The 21,948-nt window shown below is 72.0% G+C and carries 19 protein-coding genes; 4 read left to right on the top strand and 15 right to left on the bottom strand.

Annotated elements, in window-relative coordinates; all coding sequences use genetic code 11:
- Positions 1–55: 55 nt before the first annotated feature.
- The 4 genes from ABZO31_RS24245 to ABZO31_RS24230 all read right to left on the bottom strand — a co-directional run bounded on the left by ABZO31_RS24245 (position 56) and on the right by ABZO31_RS24230 (position 6,052).
- Complete coding sequence (locus ABZO31_RS24245; protein WP_406863381.1) at positions 56–2,506, bottom strand: [protein-PII] uridylyltransferase; 2,451 nt, start codon at positions 2,504–2,506, stop codon at positions 56–58.
- Between the two features lie 24 nt (positions 2,507–2,530).
- Positions 2,531–2,869, bottom strand: coding sequence for a P-II family nitrogen regulator (locus ABZO31_RS24240; protein ID WP_030117734.1), 339 nt, complete (start codon positions 2,867–2,869; stop codon positions 2,531–2,533).
- Complete coding sequence (locus ABZO31_RS24235) at positions 2,866–4,215, bottom strand: ammonium transporter (RefSeq protein WP_406863380.1); 1,350 nt, start codon at positions 4,213–4,215, stop codon at positions 2,866–2,868. Before ABZO31_RS24235 ends, ABZO31_RS24240 begins: the two co-directional genes overlap by 4 nt.
- Positions 4,216–4,582: 367 nt before the next feature.
- Positions 4,583–6,052 (bottom strand): hypothetical protein, encoded by a 1,470-nt coding sequence (locus ABZO31_RS24230; RefSeq protein ID WP_406863379.1) that lies wholly within the window; start codon positions 6,050–6,052, stop codon positions 4,583–4,585.
- Between the two features lie 449 nt (positions 6,053–6,501).
- On the opposite strand from ABZO31_RS24230, the gene ABZO31_RS24225 reads away from it, so the two are divergent.
- Positions 6,502–7,155, top strand: coding sequence for a bifunctional DNA primase/polymerase (locus ABZO31_RS24225; protein WP_406863378.1), 654 nt, complete (start codon positions 6,502–6,504; stop codon positions 7,153–7,155).
- A 99-nt stretch (positions 7,156–7,254) separates the two neighbouring features.
- Here ABZO31_RS24225 and ftsY read toward each other — a convergent pair whose 3' ends face one another.
- Entirely contained in the window at positions 7,255–8,469 is a 1,215-nt protein-coding gene (gene ftsY / locus ABZO31_RS24220; protein ID WP_406863377.1) for a signal recognition particle-docking protein FtsY, read from the bottom strand.
- A 240-nt stretch (positions 8,470–8,709) separates the two neighbouring features.
- On the opposite strand from ftsY, the gene ABZO31_RS24215 reads away from it, so the two are divergent.
- Entirely contained in the window at positions 8,710–9,708 is a 999-nt protein-coding gene (locus tag ABZO31_RS24215) for an LLM class flavin-dependent oxidoreductase (protein ID WP_406863376.1), read from the top strand.
- Between the two features lie 22 nt (positions 9,709–9,730).
- Here ABZO31_RS24215 and ABZO31_RS24210 read toward each other — a convergent pair whose 3' ends face one another.
- The 4 genes from ABZO31_RS24210 to ABZO31_RS24195 form a co-directional block, all read right to left on the bottom strand.
- Positions 9,731–11,164: a sugar porter family MFS transporter gene (locus ABZO31_RS24210; RefSeq protein WP_406863375.1), complete on the bottom strand. Its 1,434-nt coding sequence runs from the start codon at positions 11,162–11,164 to the stop codon at positions 9,731–9,733.
- Positions 11,165–11,383: 219 nt separating this feature from the next.
- Positions 11,384–14,932 carry a chromosome segregation protein SMC gene (gene smc, locus ABZO31_RS24205; RefSeq protein WP_406863374.1) on the bottom strand — a complete coding sequence of 1,183 codons (3,549 nt, stop codon included), beginning with the start codon at positions 14,930–14,932 and terminating at the stop codon, positions 11,384–11,386.
- 270 nt (positions 14,933–15,202) lie between these two features.
- The gene (locus ABZO31_RS24200; protein ID WP_406863373.1) at positions 15,203–15,394 is read right to left on the bottom strand and encodes a hypothetical protein; all 192 of its coding nucleotides are present in this window, start codon (positions 15,392–15,394) and stop codon (positions 15,203–15,205) included.
- Positions 15,395–15,809: 415 nt separating this feature from the next.
- The gene (locus tag ABZO31_RS24195) at positions 15,810–16,091 is read right to left on the bottom strand and encodes an acylphosphatase (RefSeq protein ID WP_406863372.1); all 282 of its coding nucleotides are present in this window, start codon (positions 16,089–16,091) and stop codon (positions 15,810–15,812) included.
- A 157-nt stretch (positions 16,092–16,248) separates the two neighbouring features.
- Here ABZO31_RS24195 and ABZO31_RS24190 point away from each other — a divergent pair, with 157 nt between their 5' ends.
- On the top strand, positions 16,249–17,076 hold the full coding sequence (locus tag ABZO31_RS24190) for a CAP domain-containing protein (protein WP_406863370.1): 828 nt from the start codon (positions 16,249–16,251) through the stop codon (positions 17,074–17,076).
- A gap of 55 nt (positions 17,077–17,131) precedes the next feature.
- Positions 17,132–17,497 (top strand): winged helix-turn-helix transcriptional regulator, encoded by a 366-nt coding sequence (locus ABZO31_RS24185; RefSeq protein WP_406863369.1) that lies wholly within the window; start codon positions 17,132–17,134, stop codon positions 17,495–17,497.
- 53 nt (positions 17,498–17,550) lie between these two features.
- Here the strand turns inward: ABZO31_RS24185 and mutM are convergent, their stop codons facing one another.
- The 6 genes from mutM to coaD form a co-directional block, all read right to left on the bottom strand.
- Entirely contained in the window at positions 17,551–18,405 is an 855-nt protein-coding gene (mutM, locus tag ABZO31_RS24180; protein ID WP_406863368.1) for a bifunctional DNA-formamidopyrimidine glycosylase/DNA-(apurinic or apyrimidinic site) lyase, read from the bottom strand.
- 95 nt (positions 18,406–18,500) lie between these two features.
- Complete coding sequence (rnc, locus tag ABZO31_RS24175) at positions 18,501–19,304, bottom strand: ribonuclease III (protein ID WP_406863367.1); 804 nt, start codon at positions 19,302–19,304, stop codon at positions 18,501–18,503.
- Between the two features lie 19 nt (positions 19,305–19,323).
- Complete coding sequence (rpmF, locus tag ABZO31_RS24170; protein WP_030496967.1) at positions 19,324–19,497, bottom strand: 50S ribosomal protein L32; 174 nt, start codon at positions 19,495–19,497, stop codon at positions 19,324–19,326.
- 2 nt (positions 19,498–19,499) lie between these two features.
- Complete coding sequence (locus ABZO31_RS24165) at positions 19,500–20,102, bottom strand: YceD family protein (RefSeq protein WP_406863366.1); 603 nt, start codon at positions 20,100–20,102, stop codon at positions 19,500–19,502.
- A gap of 150 nt (positions 20,103–20,252) precedes the next feature.
- Complete coding sequence (locus ABZO31_RS24160) at positions 20,253–21,341, bottom strand: DivIVA domain-containing protein (protein WP_406863365.1); 1,089 nt, start codon at positions 21,339–21,341, stop codon at positions 20,253–20,255.
- Between the two features lie 110 nt (positions 21,342–21,451).
- Complete coding sequence (gene coaD, locus ABZO31_RS24155) at positions 21,452–21,943, bottom strand: pantetheine-phosphate adenylyltransferase (protein ID WP_406865456.1); 492 nt, start codon at positions 21,941–21,943, stop codon at positions 21,452–21,454.
- Positions 21,944–21,948: the final 5 nt, after the last annotated feature.

The raw sequence follows: 21,948 nt of genomic DNA, 5'->3' as shown, positions 1-21,948 counted from the left end.
CGGGGACACATCCCCGCGGGTGCGGGAGGCACGTCCGCGAAGCCGTCGGCCGGGGTCACGCGCGCAGTGCGGACTCCAGGGCCATGGCCACCTCGCTCGCGTCCTCCGGGGCGAGCGCGGCGCCGGAGACGTCCGTGACGTAGAAGGCGTCCACCGCGTTCGCCCCCAGCGTCGACACGTGCGCGCTCCTGACCCGGACCGCCGCGCCCTCCAGCGCGCGCCCGATCCTGTGCAGCAGGCCGGGGGCGTCCTGGGCGCGGACCTCGATGACCGTGGCGTGGCGGGACGCGGCCGGGGCCACGGTGACGCGCGGGGGCGGGGCCTGCAGCCCGCGGCGCCGGGGGTACGCCGCCTCGCGCTCCGCGAGGCGGGCGGGGATGTCCAGGGAGCCGTCGAGCGCGCGGATCAGGTCGGCGCGCAGGCGCGCGGCCTGCGGCAGGGAGCCGTACTCGGCGGCCACCCGCCAGCTCAGCAGCAGGACGGCCGTGCCGGTGCCGCCGAGCTCCTCCGGGAGTTCCACCGCGCTCAGGTCCGCGGCACGGACGGTCAGCCGGTGCAGGGCGAGGACGCCGGCCGCCGCGGGCAGGACGCCCGGTTGGTCCGGGACGGCGATGAGGAGTTCCACGCCTAGCGGCTCCGGCTCGTCGGACTCCTCCCCCGCCTGCTCGGTACGCAGCGTCAGGGTCGGCTCCCCCGTGCGCAGGGCCTCGATGGCGAGACGTTCCTGCTCGGCGCCGGGCGCGGCCGGCTCGGGCTCCGCGACGGGCTCCCCCGCCAGGACCGCGCCGACCCGCTTCACCAGGTCGGCGACCAGCGAGGCGCGCCAGGAGGACCAGGCGGCGGGCCCGGTGGCGAGGGCGTCGGCCTCGGTGAGGGCGTGCAGGAGTTCCAGCGTGCCCACGCTGCCGACCGCGTCCGCGACGGACCTGACCGTCGCCGGGTCGTCGAGGTCGCGCCGGGTGGCGGTCTCGACGAGCAGCAGGTGGTGGCGTACGGCGGTGGCGATGACGGCGACGTCGGCGCGGTCGAAGCCGATCCGGGCGGCGAGGTCACGGGCGATGGTCTCGCCGGCGACGGAGTGGTCGCCGGGCCAGCCCTTGCCGATGTCGTGCAGCAGGGCGGCGACGAGCAGCAGGTCGGGGCGGCCGACGCGGCGGGTGAGGGAGGAGGCGCGTACGGCGGTCTCGACGAGGTGCCGGTCGACGGTCCAGGTGTGGACGGGGTTGCGCTGGGGCCGACAGCGGACGCGTTCCCAGTCCGGCAGCAGGCGGGTGATCAGGCCCTCGGCCTCCAGCGCCTCCCAGACGGGCACGGTGGCCTCGCCCGCGCCGAGCAGGGTGACGAGCTCCTCGCGGGCCTCGGCGGGCCAGGGCACCGGCAGCGGCTTGGCCGCGGCGGCGAGCCGGCGCACGGCGTGCAGCGAGACCGGCAGCCCGGACTGGGCCGCGGCGGCGGCCGCGCGCAGCGGCAGGACGGGGTCGCGCTCGGGTTTGGCGGTGAGCGCGAGAACGGCCTCGCCGTCCATCTCGACGACGCCCTCGGCGAGCGGGGTGCGCGGTACGGGCGGTTTGCCGCCGCCTCGGCCGAGGAGGCCGCGCAGCCGGGGCCGGGCGGAGCGGGCCCGCAGGACGCGGCCCACCTCGCGCCAGGTGACGTCGGACGCGTACGAGACGAGGCGCGCGGCCTCGTACACCTCGCGGAGCAGGGTGTCGGCGTCGAGCAGGCCGAGCTCCCCGGCGACGGCGTCCTGTTCCTGCAGGGCGAGCCGGTCGGTGGATCGGCCGGTGGCGAGGTGGAGGGCGTCGCGGGCGTCGAGGAGCCGGCGGCGGGCCCCTTCGAGGCCCTCGCGCGGGGCGTCGGCGACCCAGGAGGCGGCGACGGCGCGCAGGGCGGTGGCGTCGCGCAGACCGCCGCGGGCCTCCTTGAGGTCGGGTTCGAGGAGGTACTGGAGCTCGCCCGCCCGCTCGGCGCGCTCGCGGCAGAGCGCGTCGAGCTCGGGGAGCCGCTTGGGGGCCTGGTTGCGCCAGTCTGCGAGGACAGCGGTGCGCAGCCCGGCGGTGAGGGCGTGGTCGCCGGCGAGGGGCCGCGCGTCGAGGAGGCCGAGCTGGACCTTGAGGTCCTCGCCGGCGGTCTTCCGGGCCTCGGCGGGGGTGCGGACGGAGTGGTCCAGGTCCAGGCCGAGGTCCCAGACCGGGTACCAGATCCGGTCGGCGAGCGCGGAGACCGCGGCGGGGTCGGCGCTGCCGTCGTGCAGGAGCAGCAGGTCGAGGTCGCTGCGCGGGGAGAGTTCGCCGCGTCCGTAGCCGCCGACGGCGACGAGGGCCGTGCCGCGCGGCGGTGCGGCCGCGGCGAAGAGCGCCGCCAGCCAGTCGTCGGTGATCCGGGCCAGGGCGGCACGGCGCGGCGGCCCGGACCGCTCCTTCTCGGTGAGAAGGCGCAGCCGGGCCGCCGCGTAGCCACCGGGTCCCGAGTCTTCCGTTTCCTTGCTCGTCTCGACGCTCGTCACCCTGCGGCTCCTTATGTCGGTGCGTTACAGCGCGTCGGGGCCGCGCTCGCCGGTGCGGACCCGTACGGCGGTGTCGACGGGCACGCTCCAGACCTTGCCGTCTCCGATCTTGCCGGTACGGGCGGCCTTGACGACGACCTCGATGAGCTGTTCGGCGTCCTCGTCCTCGACCAGGACCTCGATGCGGATCTTGGGGACGAGGTCGACCGTGTACTCGGCACCGCGGTAGACCTCGGTGTGGCCGCGCTGGCGGCCGTAGCCGCTGGCCTCGGTGACGGTGAGGCCGTGGACGCCGAAGGCCTGCAGGGCCTCCTTGATCTCGTCCAGCCGGTGCGGCTTCACGACTGCGGTGATGAGCTTCATGCATCCACCTTCTTGTTCTGCGGGGCGGCGGGGGCGGGCGCGGCGGAGGTGCTGCGCGAGGACGCGCCGCCGCCGGCTCCGCTGAAGTCGTACGCGGTCTCGGCGTGCTCGACCTGGTCGATGCCGGAGACCTCGTCGTCCTCGCTGACCCGCATGCCCATCGTCTTGTCGATGATCAGCGCGAGGATCGCGGAGGCGATCAGAGAGTAGGCGAGGACGGCGAAGACGCCGATGGCCTGCTTGACGAGCTGGTCGACGCCGCCGCCGTAGAAGAGGCCCTTGGCGTCGGACTGGACGCCGCCGGTGGCGAAGAAGCCGACGAGCAGGGAGCCGACGATGCCGCCGACGAGGTGGACGCCGACGACGTCGAGGGAGTCGTCGTAGCCGAACTTGTACTTGAGGCCGACGGCCATGGCGCAGAGCAGACCGGCGATGGCGCCGATGGCGATCGCGCCGAGCGGGGAGCAGGAACCGCCGGACGGGGTGATGGCGACGAGGCCGGCGACCGCGCCGGAGGCGGCGCCGAGGGTGGTGAAGGCGCCGTGCCGGACCTTCTCGTAGAAGAGCCAGGCGAGCATGGCGGCGGCGGTGGCGACCTGGGTGTTGACGAACATGACCGCGCCGACGCCGTCGTCGTTGCCGAGCCACGAGCCGGCGTTGAAGCCGAACCAGCCGAACCACAGCAGGCCGGCGCCGAGCATGACCAGCGGGAGGCTGTGCGGGCGCATCGGGTCCTTCTTGAAGCCGACGCGCTTGCCGATGACCAGGATCACGCCGAGCGCCGCGGCGCCCGCGTTGATGTGCACGGCGGTGCCGCCGGCGAAGTCGATGACGCCCATCTCGAAGAGCCAGCCGCCGGCGCCCCAGACCCAGTGGGCGACGGGGAAGTAGACGACGGTGACCCACAGGGCGATGAACAGGGCCCAGGCGGTGAACTTGACGCGGTCCGCGAGGGCGCCGCTGATCAGGGCCGGGGTGATGATCGCGAACATCAGCTGGAAGACGGCGAAGACGTACACCGGGATGGTGTAGCCGTCCCAGAGCTCGGTGACGCCGATGTCGCTGAACCCGGCGTACTCGGTGGACCAGCCGACGACGGAGCCGATGTCCGTGCCGAAGGCGATGCTGAAGCCGTAGAGCACCCACAGGATCGTGACGATCCCGAGGCTGATGAAGCTCATCATCAGCATGTTGAGGGTGGACTTGACGCGGACCATGCCTCCGTAGAAGAAGGCGAGCGCCGGGGTCATCAGCATGACCAGGGCGGAGCAGATGAGCATGAACCCGGTGTTGGCGGCAGAGAGCTCGGGGGCTTCTGCGGCCAGGGTCGTGATGGCTGGTGCCATCGGCGTCTCCTCGTCGTCGGTACGGCCTGTGCGGGGCGTTGGCCGGGAGCGGCTCGGCCAATGAGGGGTGGCCGGTTATGCGCCAGAGATTCGCGCAGCGCCGTTTCACGTGATGCCGCTCGATGTTTCGCGGCAGTGACGAAGGGAGGGGGCGTGTTACGCGCCTGTGAACGTGCGGGTCACGGGGATGTAACGGCGGTACTCTCCCGGGACCTCCCCGGGGCCGGTCCCCGGTGTTCTCCGGGCCGTGGCCGTACACACAACCGGCCGCGCCGGGACCCTGTGACCTGGCGGCGGGGGAGCCGAGTCGGGCAGTGAGGGTCGTACGGCGCGGCCGGAGCCTGCGGTGCCCCTGGTACGGGGAGGGTCAGACCGCCTCGGCGGTCTCGGGGAGGAGCTGGGTGAGCCGGTCGGTGAGCCGGGCGACCTCGGGGACGTCGCCGAAGTCGCGGGCCGCGGTGTCGACGGTCTTGCGGAGCCGGGTGTTGACCCGCTCGGAGCGGACGCTCTTGGCGACCTTCAGGGCCTGCTCGGCGAGGGCGACGGACTGCTCGGGCTCGCGCTTGAGCAGGTGCACGGTCGCCATGCCGACGAGGTTGAGCGCGTACGACCGCTGGTGGACGGAGTCCTTGGCGAAGAGGTCGACGGCCCGCTGCATGACGGGTTCGGCGAGCGAGGCGTACGTCGGGGAGCGGCCGGCGACGTAGGCGAGGTCGCGGTAGGAGTGCGAGTTCTCGCCGTTGAGCTCGGCCTCGGAGAAGAAGCGGATCCAGTCGGGCTCGGGCTCGCCGTCGAGGCCGATGTCGGCGAAGGTGTCCTCGGCCATCCGGACGGCGCGCTTGCACTTGCTGGGCTGGCCCATGTTGGCGTAGGCGCGGGCCTCCATCGCATACAGCATGGACTGGGTGCGCGCGGTGGCGCAGTCGCGGCTGCCGTACTGGGCGAGGTGGATGAGCTCCAGGGCGTCGTCGGGCCGGCCGAGGTGGATCATCTGGCGGCTCATGGAGGAGAGGATGTACGAGCCGAGGGGCTTGTCGCCGGCCTCCTTGGCGGCGTGCAGGGCGAGGACGAAGTACTTCTGGGCGGTGGGCTGGAGGCCCACGTCGTAGCTCATCCACCCGGCGAGTTCGGCGAGTTCGGCCGCGCAGCGGAACAGGCGGCGGGCGGTGTCGGACGGCTGGGGCTCCTGGAGGAGGTCGGTGACCTCGTGGAGCTGGCCGACGACGGCCTTGCGGCGCAGTCCGCCGCCGCACTGGGCGTCCCACTGGCGGAACATCACGGTGGTGGACTCGAGCAGATCGAGCTCGGGCTGGGAGAGCCGATGGCGGCCCGCGGGGGCCGGTTCGGCGGGGCCGGAGTCGGCCGTCGGGGTGGGTACCAGCCAGCGCTGCATCGGCTCGATGAGGCCGGGTCCCGCGGCGAGGGCGAGGGAGCTGCCGAGGAAGCCTCGCCGGGCGAGCATCAGGTCGCTGCGGGAGAACTCGGAGAGCAGCGAGACCGTCTGGGGCCCGGCCCACGGGAGGTCGACGCCGGACACGGAGGGCGACTGGTGCGCGGCGCGCAGCCCGAGGTCCTCGACGGCGACGACGGCGCCGAAGCGCTCCGAGAACAGCTCGGACAGGATCCGCGGGATCGGCTCGCGCGGCTGCTCGCCGTCGAGCCAGCGCCGGACCCGCGAGGTGTCGGTGCTGATGTGGTGCGCGCCCATCTGGCGTGCCCTGCGGTTCACCTGACGCGCCAGCTCGCCCTTCGACCAGCCGCTGCGCACGAACCACGAACTCAGCTGCTCGTTGGGGCGCTTGCCGGCAGCTGTACCGTCTGCGCCGTTGCCGCTCACTGGAACGCCCCCATCCACCTTCATGCCCTTGGTGCCCTTGTCACGCGAACTCTCCTCAGGATGCCGTGAATTGTGGCCTCCGTGTGCCGTTCGTGCCCCTTCGAACAGGAAACCGGGTTGCCTCCGGCATACCCACGAGTGCGGGAAAACCGTCTACTCGTGTACTGAAAGTAATCCTACGATCACCCCCTCGGCCATGGCGATTCAAGAAACGCCACCATTCGCCACCCCTACGGATGAACTCGCCGGGCGCGGAACGCGATTCACTTGACATGCGACGATCCGGGGTCGATGCACGGGGGTGTACGGCGGCGCGCGCCACACCTCGCACCACCCCTCCCGTTTCCGCACGCCAGCTCACCCAGACGAGTCCGGGCCCGGGCGCGACGGAGCGTCACGGAGGCACTCCGGCTCGTAACCACCGGCGAGTTCGACCCGTTGGAGGGGGCATGGGCTTCACGATCGGCGGCATTCGTGAGTTGCGGTCCGGCTCGCGGCGGCGCGGCCGTACGACTGAGGGCACAGCGGTGGCGGAGTACACCGGACTGTGGGGCTGGGACGTGGTCCCGGGGGCGCGGGCCGCGTCCGGCAGGTGCTCCTGCGGCGATCCGGCCTGTCCGGCGCCCGGGGCGCATCCGCTGCGGTACGCGGCAGCGGTTCCGGCGGGCGCGGGCCTGGGCGACGCGACCAAGGCATGGGCGGAGTACCCGGGGGCGGCGCTGCTGCTGCCGGTGGGCCGGGCCTTCGACGTGATCGAGGTGGCGGAGGCGGCGGGCCGGCGGGCGCTGGTGCGGCTCGAACGGATGGGGCTGCCGCTGGGGCCGGTGTGCGTGACGCCGACCGGCCGGGCGCAGTTCTTCGTCGCGCCGGGCGCCGCGGAGGAGCTGCCGCGGCTGCTGTACCGGATGGGCTGGGACGACGCGGACCTGGACCTGCACTGCCTGGGCCCGGGGGCGCACATCACCGCCCCGCCGTCGGACCTCGGCGGTCTCGGCCCGGTGCGCTGGCTGCGGCCCCCGGCCCTGGACACGGCGGGCACGCCGCCGCAGGCCCGGCTCCTCGTGGGCACGCTGGCGTACATCTGCCACCGCAGCCACGCATAGGACAGCCCTCGTTCGGAACGCACGACACGACGAAGGGCCCCGCGGAAACAGCGGGGCCCTTCGTCGCACCTCTCGTCCTGAACGTTCCCTCAGACGCCGTCAGTCGCCGATCAGGGCGTCGACGAAGGCGCCGGGCTCGAAGGGGGCCAGGTCGTCCGGGCCCTCGCCCAGGCCGACCAGCTTGACCGGGACGCCCAGCTCGCGCTGGACGGCGACGACGATGCCGCCCTTGGCGGTGCCGTCGAGCTTGGTGAGCACGATGCCGGTGATGTCCACGACCTCGGCGAAGACCCGGGCCTGGATCAGACCGTTCTGGCCGGTGGTGGCGTCGAGGACGAGCAGCACCTCGTCGAGCGGGCCGTGCTTCTCCACGACACGCTTGACCTTGCCGAGCTCGTCCATCAGACCGGTCTTGGTGTGCAGCCGGCCGGCGGTGTCGATGAGGACGACGTCGGCCTTCTCGGCGATGCCCTCCTTGACCGCGTCGTACGCGATCGACGCCGGGTCGCCGCCCTCGGGACCGCGCACGGTACGGGCTCCGACGCGCTCGCCCCAGGTCTGGAGCTGGTCGGCGGCCGCGGCACGGAAGGTGTCGGCGGCGCCGAGGACGACGGACTTGCCGTCGGCGACCAGGACACGGGCCAGCTTGCCGGTGGTGGTGGTCTTGCCGGTGCCGTTGACGCCGACGACCATGACGACGCCCGGGACGTCCTCGGGGCTCTCGGTCTTCACCGCGCGGTCGAAGTCGCCGAGCAGGGCGACCAGCTCCTCACGGAGCAGTCCGCGGAGCTCCTCCGGGGTGCGGGTGCCGAGGACCTTGACGCGCTCGCGCAGCCGGTCGACCAGTTCCTGGGTGGGGGCGACGCCGACGTCGGCGGTGAGGAGGGTCTCCTCGATCTCCTCCCACGTGTCCTCGTCGAGGTGCTCGCGGGAGAGCAGGGTGAGCAGCCCCTTGCCCAGCGAGTTCTGCGAGCGGGCGAGCCGGGCACGGAGCCGGACCAGCCGGCCGGCGGTCGGCTCGGGCACCTCGACGGCGATCGGGGCCTCGGCCTCGGCCTCGGCCTCGGCCTCGGCCTCCGCTTCCGCCTCGGCGGTAGGGAGATCGACCTCCTCGATGGTGCGGCGTGGTTCTTCCCGCGGCGCCTCCGCCTCCTCGCCGACCTGCGGTTCGGCGGGCGGGGCAGTGAGGGTCGGCGGGGTGGGCGGCGCCTCGGTCGGCGGCAGCTGCTTCTTCTTGCGACCGCTGATCACGAGCCCGCTGGTCACGGCGACCGCGACGACCAGAGCGATGACTACAGCAAGGATGAGTTCCATAACGCCTCCAGTATGGCGTGACCGGATCCGACCGCCGCCGTTCTCCCATGGGGCGCTGCCCTGCGGGCCGGGCTGGTCCGCCGTTCGGCGGCATGCCGGCGGGAAGCCCGGTGGGCGGAGTCACAACCCGTCCGGTATCGGATCGGTTGCGGTGCGCGACCGATGCGCACCCGTTTGAATCTGACGTCGCGTCAGCTAGAGTCCCCCCGCCGTCGGACACCCACCGCGGAGGGGGACCTCATGCCGTTCACCGTCGTCCGGTTCAATCTCGTCGACCCGCACGCCACCCCCGAATCGCTCGCCGCCCGCTACCGCGCCGCCCTGGACATGGCCGCGTACGCGGACGGGCACGGCGTCGACACCGTGCAGACGGAGGAGCACCACGGGGCCGAGAACAACTGGCTCCCCTCCCCCTTCGCCTTCGCCGCCGGCGTCTTCGGGGCCACGCGGAAGATCGCGGTCACCGTCTCCGCGATCATCGGCCCGCTGCACGACCCGCTGCGGCTCGCCGAGGAGATCGCCGTCCTGGACCTGATGAGCCGGGGCCGCCTGGTCACCGTCGCGGGCATCGGCTACCGGCCGGAGGAGTACGAGGCGCTCGGCGTCGACTGGGGGCGGCGCGGCAAGCTGCAGGACCTGCTCCTGGAGACGCTGCTGCAGGCCTGGACCGGCGAGCCGTTCACGTACCGGGGGCGTACCGTGCGGGTCACACCGCGCCCGTACACCCGGCCGCACCCGATGCTGCTGGTCGGCGGCTCCTCGCAGGCCGCGGCGCGGCGGGCGGCCCGGCTCGGGCTGCCGTTCTTCCCGAGCGCGCACCTGCCGGAGCTGGAGACGTACTACACGGAGCAGTGCGCGCGGTACGGGACCGAGGGCTGGATGATGATGCCGGGCGAGGAGACCCCGCTGCTGCACCTGTCGGAGGACCCGGACCGGACGTGGGCCGAGTACGGGGAGCACTTCCTGCACGAGGCGCGGACGTACGCCTCCTGGCAGTCGAAGGACATCCGCAGCGCCGTGCGGTCGACCGCCTCGACCGTGGCGGAGCTGCGGGCGGAGGGCGTGTACCGGATCGTGACGCCGGACGAGTGCGTGGAGCTGGGGCGGCGCCTGGACAGCCTGGTCCTCCATCCGCTGTGCGGCGGGATGCCGGTCGACGAGGGCTGGCGGAGTCTGCGGCTGCTCTGCGAGAGGGCACTGCCCCGGCTCGGGGCGTCGGGCCTCGAACCGGGGCAGTGAAGGGGAGAGGGGCAGCGGGGTCTCAGCCCATCTCCTCCAACGCCTTGCCCTTCGTCTCCTTGACGTACCGCAGCACGAAGGGGATCGAGAGCACGGCGAAGACCGTGTAGATGACGTAGGTGCCGGAGAGGTTCCAGTCCGCGAGGGACGGGAAGCTGGCGGTGATGGCCCAGTTCGCGATCCACTGCGCGGAGGCGGCGACGCCGAGGGCGGCGGCGCGGATCCTGTTGGGGAACATCTCGCCGAGGAAGACCCAGACCACCACGCCCCAGGAGAGGGCGAAGAAGAGCACGAAGACATGGGCGGCGACGAGGGCCACGACTCCCTGGGTGGTGGGCAGCTTGCCGTCGACGAGGTCGGCGGAGAAGGCCCAGGCCTCGAAGGCGAGCGCGATCGCCATGCCGGCGGAGCCGACGAGGGCGAGCGGCCGGCGGCCGACCCGGTCGACCAGGACCATCGCGATCACGGTGCCGATGATGTTGATGATCGACGTGGTGAAGGAGTAGAGGAACGAGCCCTCGGGGTCGATGCCGACGGACTGCCAGAGCGTCGCGGAGTAGTAGAAGGCGACGTTGATGCCGACGAGCTGCTGGAAGACCGACAGGCCGATGCCGACCCAGACGATGGGCAGCAGCCGGTAGCGGCTGCCGGCGACCAGCAGGTCCTTGAAGGTGGACTTGTGCTCGCTGCGCATGGCCAGCTCGATCTCGGCGACGCGGTGGTCGAGGTCGACGCTGTGGCCCTCCACCTCGGCGAGCACCTCCTTGGCCCGGGCGATCTTCCCTACGGAGATCAGGAAGCGCGGGGACTCGGGGATGGCGAAGGAGAGCAGGCCGTACAGCATCGCGGGCACGACCATGACGCCGAGCATCCACTGCCAGGCCTCCAGGCCGCCGATCTCGCCGCGCTGGTCGCCGTCGGCGAGCTGCAGGATGCCGTAGTTGACGAGCTGGGAGATCGCGATGCCGGTGACGATGGCGGCCTGCTGGAAGGAGCCGAGCCGGCCGCGGTAGGCGGCGGGGGCGACCTCGGCGATGTACGCGGGGCCGATCACCGAGGCCATGCCGATGGCGAAGCCGCCGATGATCCGCCACATCGCGAGGTCCCACAGCGCGAAGGGCAGCGCGGAGCCGACGGCGCTGACGGTGAACAGCACGGCGGCGATCTGCATGCAGCGGATGCGGCCGATGCGGTCGGCGATCCGGCCGGCGGTGGCGGCGCCGAAGGCACAGCCGATCAGCGCGATGGCGATGACCTGGGCGAGGGTGCCGGAGCCGATGTCGTACCGGTCGCGGATCGCCTCGACGGCGCCGTTGATGACGGAGCTGTCGTACCCGAAGAGGAAGCCGCCCATCGCCGCGGAGGCGGTGATGAAGATGACGTGACCGAGGTGGTCCGGATGGGCCGCTCGGCCCTCGGAGGGCGGCGGCGTGGGCGCCTTCGCTGCGCTGGTCACATGGACTCCTGGGGGCCCGGGCGGCGTCGCCGGGGGTGGGGGGCGTGCCTTCCAGTGGCGCACAACTTGAAGCGGCCCACCACTTGAAGGCAAAAGCAACGCGACAGAGACTATGCCTTCAAGTTTCGAAGTCAACACCGGGGTATGAGTCTCGGTGAGGGAACCCGGCATGAAAAGATCTTCAACTCTTGAACCAAAGTCGCAGAGGGAGTGACTTGCTCAGCGCAACCGCTGACTGATCACCTTCGAGACGCCGTCGCCCTGCATGGACACGCCGTACAGCGCGTCCGCCACCTCCATCGTCCGCTTCTGGTGCGTGATCACGATCAGCTGCGAGGACTCCTGGAGCTCCTGCATGATCCGGATCAGCCGCTGGAGGTTGGTGTCGTCCAGCGCCGCCTCGACCTCGTCCATCACGTAGAACGGGCTGGGCCGGGCCTTGAAGATGGAGACCAGCAGGGCCACGGCCGTCAGCGAGCGCTCGCCGCCGGAGAGCAGCGACAGCCGCTTGACCTTCTTGCCCGGCGGGCGTGCCTCCACGTCGACACCCGTGGTGAGCATGTTGTCGGGGTCGGTCAGGATCAGCCGGCCCTCGCCACCGGGGAACAGCCGGGAGAAGACCCCCTCGAACTCGCGGGCGGTGTCCCGGTACGCCTCGGTGAAGACCTGCTCGACGCGCTCGTCGACCTCCTTCACGACCTGGAGCAGGTCGGTCCGGGTCTTCTTCAGGTCCTCGAGCTGTTCGGAGAGGAACTTGTGGCGTTCCTCCAGCGCCGCGAACTCCTCCAGGGCCAGCGGGTTCACCTTTCCGAGCTGCTGGTACGCCCGTTCGGCGGCCTTGAGCCGCTTCTCCTGCTCGGCGCGGGCGAAGGGCCGCGGCTGGTTGCGCGGATGCTCGGGATCCTCGGGCAGCTCCTCGCCCTCGGCGGGCGGGGACGGCGGTACGGGCTGGTCGGGGCCGTACTCGGCGACCAGGCCGGCCGGCTCGACGCCGAACTCCTCCAGCGCCTTGGCCTCCAGCTGCTCGATCCGCAGCCGCTTCTCCGCGCCGAGGACCTCGCCCCGGTGGACGGAGTCGGTGAGCTTGTCCAGCTCGGCCTTCAGGTCGCGGCCCCCGGCGCGGGCCTGCGCCAGGCCCTGCTCGCGGGCGGCCTTGGCGGCCTCGGCGAGGGCGCGCTCCTGTTCGGCGCGGACCACGGAGACCTCGACGTGGGCGAGCAGCGTGCGGGCGCCGGCGGCGACGGCCGCCGCGACCTCGGCCTCGTGCCGGAGCCGGGCGCGGCGCTGGGCGGCGCGGGCGCGGGCCTCGCGTTCGGCGCGGGCGCCACGGTCGAGGGAGTCGGCCCGGCCGGCCAGGCCCTTGACCCGCTCCTCGTGGGTGCGGACCTGGAGCCGGGCCTCCATCTCGGTCTGGCGGGCGTTGGCGCCGTCGGCGGCGAGCCGGTCCCGCACGAAGGTGTCGGGCTCCTCCTCGGCCGGGGCCTCCTCCGCGACGAGCAGCCGCTCGGTCAGTTCCTCGGCGTCGATCAGCGCCTTGTCCAGGGCCTCCTGGGCGCGGGCGGCCGCCGCGGCGGCCCGCTCGGCCTCGCCGACGGCCCCGCGCGCCTGGCCGGCGAGCCGGCCGAGCCGCTGGGCGACCGCGGACTTCTCCCGGTCGGCGGCGCGGCGCCGCTCTGCCAGCTCCTCGACCAGCACGGCAGCGGCCCGACGGTGGTCGGCCGCGGCCTCCTGCGCCTCGGCCAGCTCCGTACAGCGCACGGCCAGCTCGTCCAGTTCGGCCGCGGCCTCGTCCACGGACGCCTGCACTTCGAGCAGGCTGGGCGCCCCGGCGGAGCCGCCCTGTGCGAAGTGCGCCCCGAGCAGGTCCCCTTCGGCGGTGACCGCGGTCAGCCGGGGGTGTGCGTAGACGATCTCCTCGGCCTCTTCGAGGGACCCGACGACCACGATCCCGTCGAGCAACCGCCTTACGGAGCCGAGGAGTTCGGCGGGCCCCTGGACGTACTGGGACACGGGCACGAGCCCGTCGGCAGCGGCACCCGCCGGCCACTCCGCCCCCGTCACCAGGAGCGCAGCACGCCCCGCGTCCTGCTTGCGCAGCAGGCGCAGGGCCTCGGCGGCGGCCCGCGGGTCGGCCACGGCGACCGCGTCGGCGGCGGCGCCGAGGGCGGCGGCGACCGGGACCTCGAAGCCGGGGTTGACCGTCAGCAGTTCGGCGGCGGGGCCGAGCAGGCCGGTCAGGGTGTCGCGGGCGGCGAGCAGCGCGCCGGTGCCGTCCTTGCGGCGCAGGCCGAGGGCGAGGGCCTCGTGGCGGGCCTGGGTCGCGGCCCGGCGGCGCTCGGCGGCGGTGGTCGCCTCGCGGGCGGCGCTCAGCGCAGCCTCCGCGTCGGCCAGTGCGGCCCGCGCCGTCTCGTGCCGCTCCCCCAGTTCGGAGTCGTCCGCGTCGAGCCCGTCGACCTCGGCCTTGAGCTGCTCGTACTCCTCCTGGGCCGCGGCCGCGCGCTCGGCGGCCTCGTCCCGGGCGGCGGCCAGCCGGTCGATCTCGGCCTGCGCGGACGCGGCGCGCGAGCGGGCGGCGTTGGCCTGCCCGTGGAGCCGGGCGAGACCCTCGCGGCGGTCGGCGATGGCCCGGGCGGCGTCCTTGAGCCGGCGTTCCTCGACGGCGAGTTCGCGCTCCAGTTCGGCGCGGTGGGCGACGGTGTCCTCCAGGGCCCGCTCGGCCGCCTCCAGGGCGGCCTCCAGTTCCGCCTCCTGCTCGCGGATCCGGGCGGCCTCGCGCTCCATGTCCTCGGGGTCGCGGCCGCGGCGTTCCTCGGCGGGCTGCGCGGTGGCGCTCTTCACGCGGGCGTCGGCGAGGGAGACGGTGCCGCGCACCCGCTCGGCGAGCTGGGAGAGCTCGTACCAGGTCTGCTGGGCGCGCTGGAGCCGCGGAGCGAGCCGCCGTACCTCGTCCTCCAGCTCGGCCTCGCGGGTCTGCGCCGCCTTCAGCTCCGCCTCGACGCTCTCCTTGCGCGCGAGCAGCGCGGCCTCGTCGGCGACCTCGGCGCTCAGCGCCTGGCGCAGCCGTACGAGGTCGTCGGCGAGCAGCCGCAGCCGGGCGTCGCGCAGGTCGGCCTGGATGACGGCGGCGCGGCGGGCGACCGCGGCCTGCCGGCCGAGCGGCTTGAGCTGGCGGCGCAGTTCGTCGGTGAGGTCCTGGACGCGGGCGAGGTTGGCCTGCATCGCGTCGAGCTTCCGCAGCGCCTTCTCCTTGCGCTTGCGGTGCTTGAGGACGCCGGCCGCCTCCTCGATGAAGGCGCGCCGCCCCGTGGGGTCGGCGTGGAGCACGGAGTCGAGCTGGCCCTGGCCGACGATGACGTGCATCTCGCGGCCGATGCCGGAGTCGGAGAGCAGGTCCTGGATGTCGAGCAGCCGGCAGGTGTCGCCGTTGATCTGGTACTCGCTGCTGCCGCCCCGGAACATGATCCGGGTGATGGTGACCTCGGCGTAGTCGATGGGCAGCGCGCCGTCGGAGTTGTCGATCGTCAGCGAGACCTCGGCGCGGCCGAGCGGCGGCCGGCCAGTCGTGCCGGCGAAGATGACGTCCTCCATCTTCCCGCCGCGCAGCGACTTGGCGCCCTGCTCGCCCATGACCCAGGACAGCGCGTCCACCACGTTGGACTTGCCGGAGCCGTTCGGCCCGACGACACACGTGATGCCGGGCTCGAACCTCAGCGTGGTGGCCGAGGCGAACGACTTGAACCCGCGGAGGGTCAGGGCCTTGAGGTGCACGCCTGCGGACTCTACCGGCCCGCCCGTCGCCCACCACCACGCTTCCGATGAGGCACTGTCGCGCCGCCCCTTCCGTTTCGCGTTTCACCCATGAACGTGCAGGGCAGATCAGTCGGTAAGCCTGGGCGAACGCCCGGTGAACCGGGGGTGCGGGGGGTCACGGACGACGGCGGGCAAGAAAGAAGGGACGCCAAGGCGTCCCTTGCATATCTAGCGTTGCAGATAGCGTGAGTGTTTCTCACCTGCGCCCGGTGAGGGGCAGCTGGTACGTCAGGTGAGCGCAGGCTCCGCCTTGGGTACGTCGATGTCGAGCTGAGCGGCGGCAGCGTTGAGCGCGTCGTTCTCGGACTGGATCCGAACGAGCTCGGACTCGAGGTCTTGGACGCGCTGCTGGAGCCGTCGCATCTCGGCGAGGAGTCGCGGGTCGGAGCCGCCGACGTAACCGAGAAGCGCCTTTGCCATGATGGATGGTCCTCCACACTGAGTGACCGACCGAAGCGGTGTGGGTCGTGAGGGATTCGCACCCGCGGTGCTCGGCAGTACTTCTTGTCGTGCCGGTTCTTACTGCCAAACAGCTAAGGTGCGCGGGGCTTCAAGAGTCTCACCAAAAAGTTTGACGGTCAACACGATCACACCCCGTATCGGCGGACGACCGGGGGGCAGCGGCCGCATGCCCATGCGGCGGCGCCTCGCAACTCGGTGCCCGGGGGGCGTGGAGATCATCCTTCCTCGCCCGGCGCGGCCTGACAAGTGCTTCTCGGCAATCACCAGGCCGTTTCCGTCCCAGAGGGGTGCACGGCACCGGCGCACGGGGAGGCGCACGATTCCGCCCGATGGCCTTGCGGGACCGCCGGGCGGAGTACGCGCGGCAAGATCATCAACGCTCGACGAAGCCTTCGTAGCCGCCGCGCGGTGTGCCCCAGATCTCAGTGACGCCGTCGACGCGACCGGGCGTGTCGCCGGAGCGGAGCCAGTCGAGGAGACGGTGGCAATTCTCACTCGGACCCTCGGCCACGACCTGCACCCGGCCGTCGTCGAGGTTCAGGGCGAAGCCCACGAGGTCTCCGATCTCCAGAGCGTTTGCCCTGGTGAACCATCGGAAGCCCACTCCCTGTACTCGGCCGCGCACCCAGGCGGTGAGCCGTACTTGTTCGTTCATGGCTGCACGCTAACCGGCCAATTGCACACGGAGCACTCCACCCCCGGCCGTCTTCGCGTACAGTCCCGACCCAATGGACTCACCCTTTCGGGCGTGTCGAATTGACAGTCGCACACGAAGCGATCACGAGTCGGTCAGGAAGAGGAAGGCGGAGCACATGGGACGCCATCGACGGAAGCGCGGGAGCAAGCCCGTGCGCACCGGGCTGCTCGGCGTCTCCGCCGCGATGGCCGTCGGCGCGGTCGCGGTCGCGTCGGGCCTGCTGCCCGGCGGCGGTGACACGTACGAGGTCGGCGGGGCCGACAAGGCCGCGCAGGCACAGGAGCGGAAGATCGCGGAGCTGGTGACCCAGCAGGGCGGCGCGAGCGCCACCCCGTCGCAGTCCGCCCCGGCGGCGCCGCGTACCCCCGCGCAGTCCGCGGCCCCGAAGGCCGAGCCGACCCCGACGAAGACGGCCACGCCGAAGCCGAAGCCGAAGCCCACCAAGGCGTCGACGGCCCCGAAGCCGGCGAAGACGAAGACGAAGACCGAGACCCCGGAGCCGAGGAAGACCACGGAGCCGAGGAAGCCGACGAAGCGCGTCACCGTCCCGGCGCAGACCGCCCGCGACGTGGCCGCCGAGGCCGAGGTCCTGCGCCTGGTGAACGCCGAGCGCGCCAAGGTCGGCTGCCAGGCGGTCTCCCCGAGCCCGTCGCTCGGCCGGCTGGCCGGCGCGTTCAGCGCCGACATGGCGAACCGCGCCTTCTTCGACCACACCGACCCGGACGGCGACACCCCCTGGGACCGCGCCGACCAGGCCGGCGTCACCGGCCTCGGCGGCGAGAACATCGCCCGCGGCCAGGCGGACGCCGCCGCGGTCATGACCGCCTGGATGAACAGCGACGGCCACCGCGCCAACATTCTGAACTGCGACTACACCCGCCTCGGCGTCGGCGTCCACTACGCCGCCGGCGGCCCCTGGTGGACCCAGGACTTCGCCTACTGACCCGACGCACAGCGCTCACTCCTGGTGAGCGCTGTGCGCGCGTAAGCTGAAGGTCATGACCGAGAGCCTTGCCTTCGACGTGTTCGCGCGCGGGTGTGCCTCGCGCGAGACGCTGGAGCACGCGACCGGGCGGTGGGGCACTCTCACGCTGGCCGCGCTGTACGCGGGGTCGTTCCGGTTCAACGAGTTGCGTCGCCGGGTCGACGGGGTCAGCGAGAAGATGCTGGCGCAGACGCTGCACGCCCTGGAGCGGGACGGGCTGGTGCACCGGGAGGCGCAGCCGGTGAATCCGCCGCGGGTGGACTACCGGCTGACCCCGCTCGGCGAGTCCGTCGCCGCGCGGCTCGTGGAGCTGATCGCCCTCGTCGAGGGGCGGATGCCCGAGGTGCTGGCCGCCCGCGAGCAGTACGACGCGCGCTAGGGCCGGTCCGGCGGATCAGGGTCGCCCGCCGGCCACGCTCCGCCGGACAGCCCCTAGGGGCGCGGCGGGCGCTGGCAGCGGGGGCAGAAGTAGCTGGAGCGGTTCATCCAGGGCCGGCGCCGCATGGGCGTACCGCACCTGCGGCAGGGTTCGTCCTCGCGTCCGTACGCGTCGAGCGACCGGTCGAAGTAGCCGGACTCGCCGTTCACGTTCACATACAGGCTGTCGAAACTGGTGCCGCCCGCGGCCAGCGCCGCGTTCATCACATCCCGCACATGACCGAGGAGCTCCGCCGAGCGGGGCCGCGTCATCGTCGCCGTCGGCCGCTCGTAGTGCAGCTTCGACCGCCACAGCGCCTCGTCCGCGTAGATGTTGCCGACCCCGCTGATCAGCGACTGGTCGAGCAGCGCCCGCTTGATCGTCGTACGCCGCTGCCGCAGCGCGCTCTGGAACCCCGCGTCGTCGAACGCCGGGTCCAGCGGGTCGCGGGCGATGTGCGCGATGACGTCCGGCAGCCCGTCCGGCGTGTTGTCGTGCAGCGACAGCCCGCCGAAGGTCCGCTGGTCGACGAACCGCAGCTCGGTCCCCCGCGCGTCGTCGAACCGGACCCTGATCCGCAGGTGCTTCTCGTCGGGAGCCTCGTGCGGCTGCACCAGCAGCTGACCGCTCATGCCCAGATGCCCCAGCACGGACGCGTCCGCGTCCGCCAGCGGAATCCACAGGTACTTGCCCCGGCGCATCGCCGTCCCGAACCGGTGCCCGGCCAGCCGCGCCGCGAAGTCCGCGCCGCCCGCCGGATGCCGGCGCACCGCGCGCGGGTGCAGGACCTCGACCTCGGCGACCGTCCGTCCGGCGACCCAGCGTTCGAGCCCTCGGCGCACGACCTCGACCTCGGGCAACTCGGGCACGGGACAACTCCTCACATCGGATGACGGCAGCCTATCGCCGCCCGGAAACGACTCCGCCCGCCCCTCGAAAGGGGCGGGCGGGGTGGTTCGAAGGATCAGGCCGAGGGAAGTCCGGCGGGCTTCGGCGCCCCGCCGTCCTGCTCCGGCCCGGCGGACTCGGCCGCGGCCTTCGCCGCCGCCTCCCGCTCGGTCGCGGCGGCCTTGATGGCCGTCCAGGCCGACTCGGCAGCCTGCTGCTCCGCTTCCTTCTTGCTGCGGCCGGTGCCGGTGCCGTACGAGACACCACCGACGCGGGCGGCAGCAGTGAAGGTCTTCTCGTGGTCCGGACCCTCCTCGCTGACGAGGTACTCCGGAACGCCGAGACCCTCGGAGGCGGTGAGTTCCTGGAGGCTGGTCTTCCAGTCCAGGCCGGCGCCGAGGTTCGAGGACTTCTCGATCAGCGGGTCGAAGAGCCGGTGCACCAGCTCGGACGCCGCGTCGAGGCCCTGGTCGAGATAGACCGCGCCGATCACCGCTTCGAGGGTGTCGGCAAGGATGGACGCCTTGTCCCGGCCCCCGGTGCCCTCTTCGCCCCGGCCGAGCCGGATGAAGGAGCCCAGGTCGAGGCCGCGACCGACCTCCGCCAGCGCACGCGAATTGACCACCGCGGCCCGCAGCTTGGCCAGCTGGCCCTCGGGCAGGTCGGGGTGGGTGCGGTACAGCGTGTCCGTGACCACCAGGCCGAGCACGGAGTCCCCGAGGAACTCGAGACGCTCGTTGGTGGGCAGACCGCCGTTCTCGTACGCGTACGAGCGGTGCGTCAGCGCACGCACCAGAAGGGCGGACTCGAGGTGATACCCGAGCCGCCCTTCCAGAAGCGTGTGGGACGAGGCGTTGTCCGTCTTGTCGGACTCAGACATCGTGCCTCTCACCAGCCACTCAGACCGAGAGGACCTGGCGCTTGTTGTAGGTGCCGCAGCTCGGGCACGCGATGTGCTGCTGCTTCGGCTCCTGGCAACGCTCACACGAAACCAGGGTGGGGACCGCAGCCTTCCACTGCGACCGGCGGTGGCGCGTGTTGCTGCGCGACATCTTCCGCTTCGGAACAGCCACGGCTACTTCTCCTGCTTCTCGTCGACGCCAGCTTCGGCGCCGCTCATGTTGTCCTTCTCATCGGTTCCCAGCGAACCGGCGAGTCCCTGCAGTGCCGCCCAACGCATGTCGACGGCGTCGTGGTGGTGGCCCGGGTTCTCGTTCAGGTTGATTCCGCATTCGGAACACAGACCTTCACAGTCCTCCCGGCACACCGGCTGCATCGGCAGTGCGAGCACCACCGCATCGCGCAGCACGGGTTCGAGGTCGAACATGCCGTCCTCGAGAGGAATCATGTCCTCGTCGTCCTCGGCTTCGTCGTCCGCGGCCTTGGAACGGCCCCGGTCGTCGGAGTCGGGGTACGAGAACATCTCCTGGAAGTCCACGTCGAGGTCGAGCTCGACGGGCTCCAGACACCTTACGCACTCGCCCTCGGCCGATGCACGGGCGGTGCCTGTGACGAGCACCCCTTCCATGACCGACTCCAGGCGGAGCTCCAGCTCGACGGGCGTGCCCTGCGGCACCCCGACGACCCCTTCGACCCCGAGGTCGCGAGGCGCCTCGACCGTCCGCGAGAGCCGCTGCAGGGCACCAGGACGCCGCCCCAGCTCGTGTGTGTCGAACACGAGGGGGTTGCGGTGGTCGAGGCGCGTGCTCAGGGCTCTTCCTGCTTTCGGTTCGTGAGGGGCTGCCGGACTTGGGCAGCACGGATCGCGGACATGCGCGCGACCGAACAGCCAGGATACTGGACGCTTCGCCCAGCTCCCAATCCGGGCTCACTGCCCCTGTTCGTACCGCCTCAGCTGCTCCAGGTCGATCATGCTCGTGTCGAAGAAGCTGGTCTCGTCCAGCGCGGCGGCCTGCTGCGGCTGCTGCTGGTAGTACTCAGGCTGCGCGTCGTAGGGCGCGGCGTAAGCCGCTCCGGCGGAGCCGTCACTCGCGACGGAGTACGGATCGGCGACCTGCTGCTGGTACCCGTACGGGTCCTGCTCATAGAGCTGCGCGGCGTAAGCCGCTCCGGTGGAGCCGTTGCTTGCACCGGGATACTGCGGCTGCTGCTGGTAGCCGTACGGATCGGCCTGCGCGGGGATCTGCGCAGCAGGCTGCTGCTGGGGCTGCTGGGCCTCCGGCGCCGGGTCGGCCAGCTGCGCGAGCTGCGACAGATAGTCCGCGTCGCTCGTGTGCACCGGGTTCCCGGCCGCGTCCTGCAGGGCGATGTGCTCGCCCAGCGCGTCGGTGGCGATCCGCCCGTGCAGCTTCTGCCGGCCCCGGCCGACGGCCTCCAGGGTCTTGCTGAGCACCGCCTCGAACGCGGCCAGCTTGGCGTCCACGTAGTCGTCGGCGCGCTGGACCAGCGTCTGCGGGTCGGAGCTGTACTCGGGGGCGTCCTCGTCGGCGTACCCGTGCTCGTCGAGGCCCGGGCCCCGGCCGAGCAGCTTCTCGCGGCCGCGGTCCACCGACCCGATGGTCTTGTTGAGCACGACCTCGAAGTTGGCCAGCTTGGAGTCGACGTAGTCGTCGGCCTCGGTACGGATCTCCTCCGCCTCCCGGCGGGCCTCGGTGAGGATCCGGTCGGCCTCGTCCTGGGAGTGCCGGGCGACCTGGGTGCCGGAGACCAGCGAGCCGCGCTCGGCGTGCGCGGCCTCGATGATGCGCTCGGCCTCCTGACGGGCCCGCTCGACCATCTGCGCGCTGTCGCCGATGACCTCCTGGGCCTGCGCCAGGGAGTTCGGCAGGGCCTCCCGCACCTCTTCGAGCATGGCGAGCAGTTCGGCGCGGTTGACCACGCAGGACGCCGACATGGGCATGGAGCGGGCGCTTTGGACCGCCGAGACGATCTCGTCGAGCTTCTTCTGCACGTCCACCTGGTGCTCGCCATTCTCTACAGCCGGTTGGAGACGGACGGGACGACTGTATGCGCAGTCGTCGCCGCTCCGACACCGGGTGACGGACTGTCAGCGTCCGTGGCGCAAGGTCACTCCTGGGCGCGCCGCTCGGCGAGCCGTTCGGTGAGCCGGGGAAGCACCGTCGGCGGCACCAGATGGGCGACGTCGCCACCCCACGCCGCGACCTCCTTGACCAGCGAGGAGGACAGGAAGCTGTAGGTGGGATTGGTGGGCACGAACAGCGTCTCCACGCCGGTCAGCCCGTTGTTCATCTGAGCCATCTGCAACTCGTAGTCGAAGTCGCTGACGGCCCGGAGCCCCTTGACGATGGCGGGGATGTCCCGCTGCTTGCAGAAGTCGACGAGCAGTCCGTGGAAGGCCTCCACCCGGACGTTGCCGAAGTCCGCGGTGACCTCGCGGATCAGCTCGATCCGCTCGTCGACCGTGAACAGTCCCTTCTTGGACTGGTTGATCATCACGGCCACGTACACCTCGTCATACAGCTTGGAGGCTCGGGCGATGATGTCGAGATGTCCGTTGGTGATGGGGTCGAATGACCCCGGACAGACGGCGCGGCGCAACTTGG

Origin of the sequence: Streptomyces solicamelliae (assembly GCF_045348655.1) — a bacterium.
In the GTDB taxonomy this organism is placed as follows: domain Bacteria; phylum Actinomycetota; class Actinomycetes; order Streptomycetales; family Streptomycetaceae; genus Streptomyces; species Streptomyces solicamelliae.
This window is presented reverse-complemented; position numbering and strand designations above follow the sequence as displayed.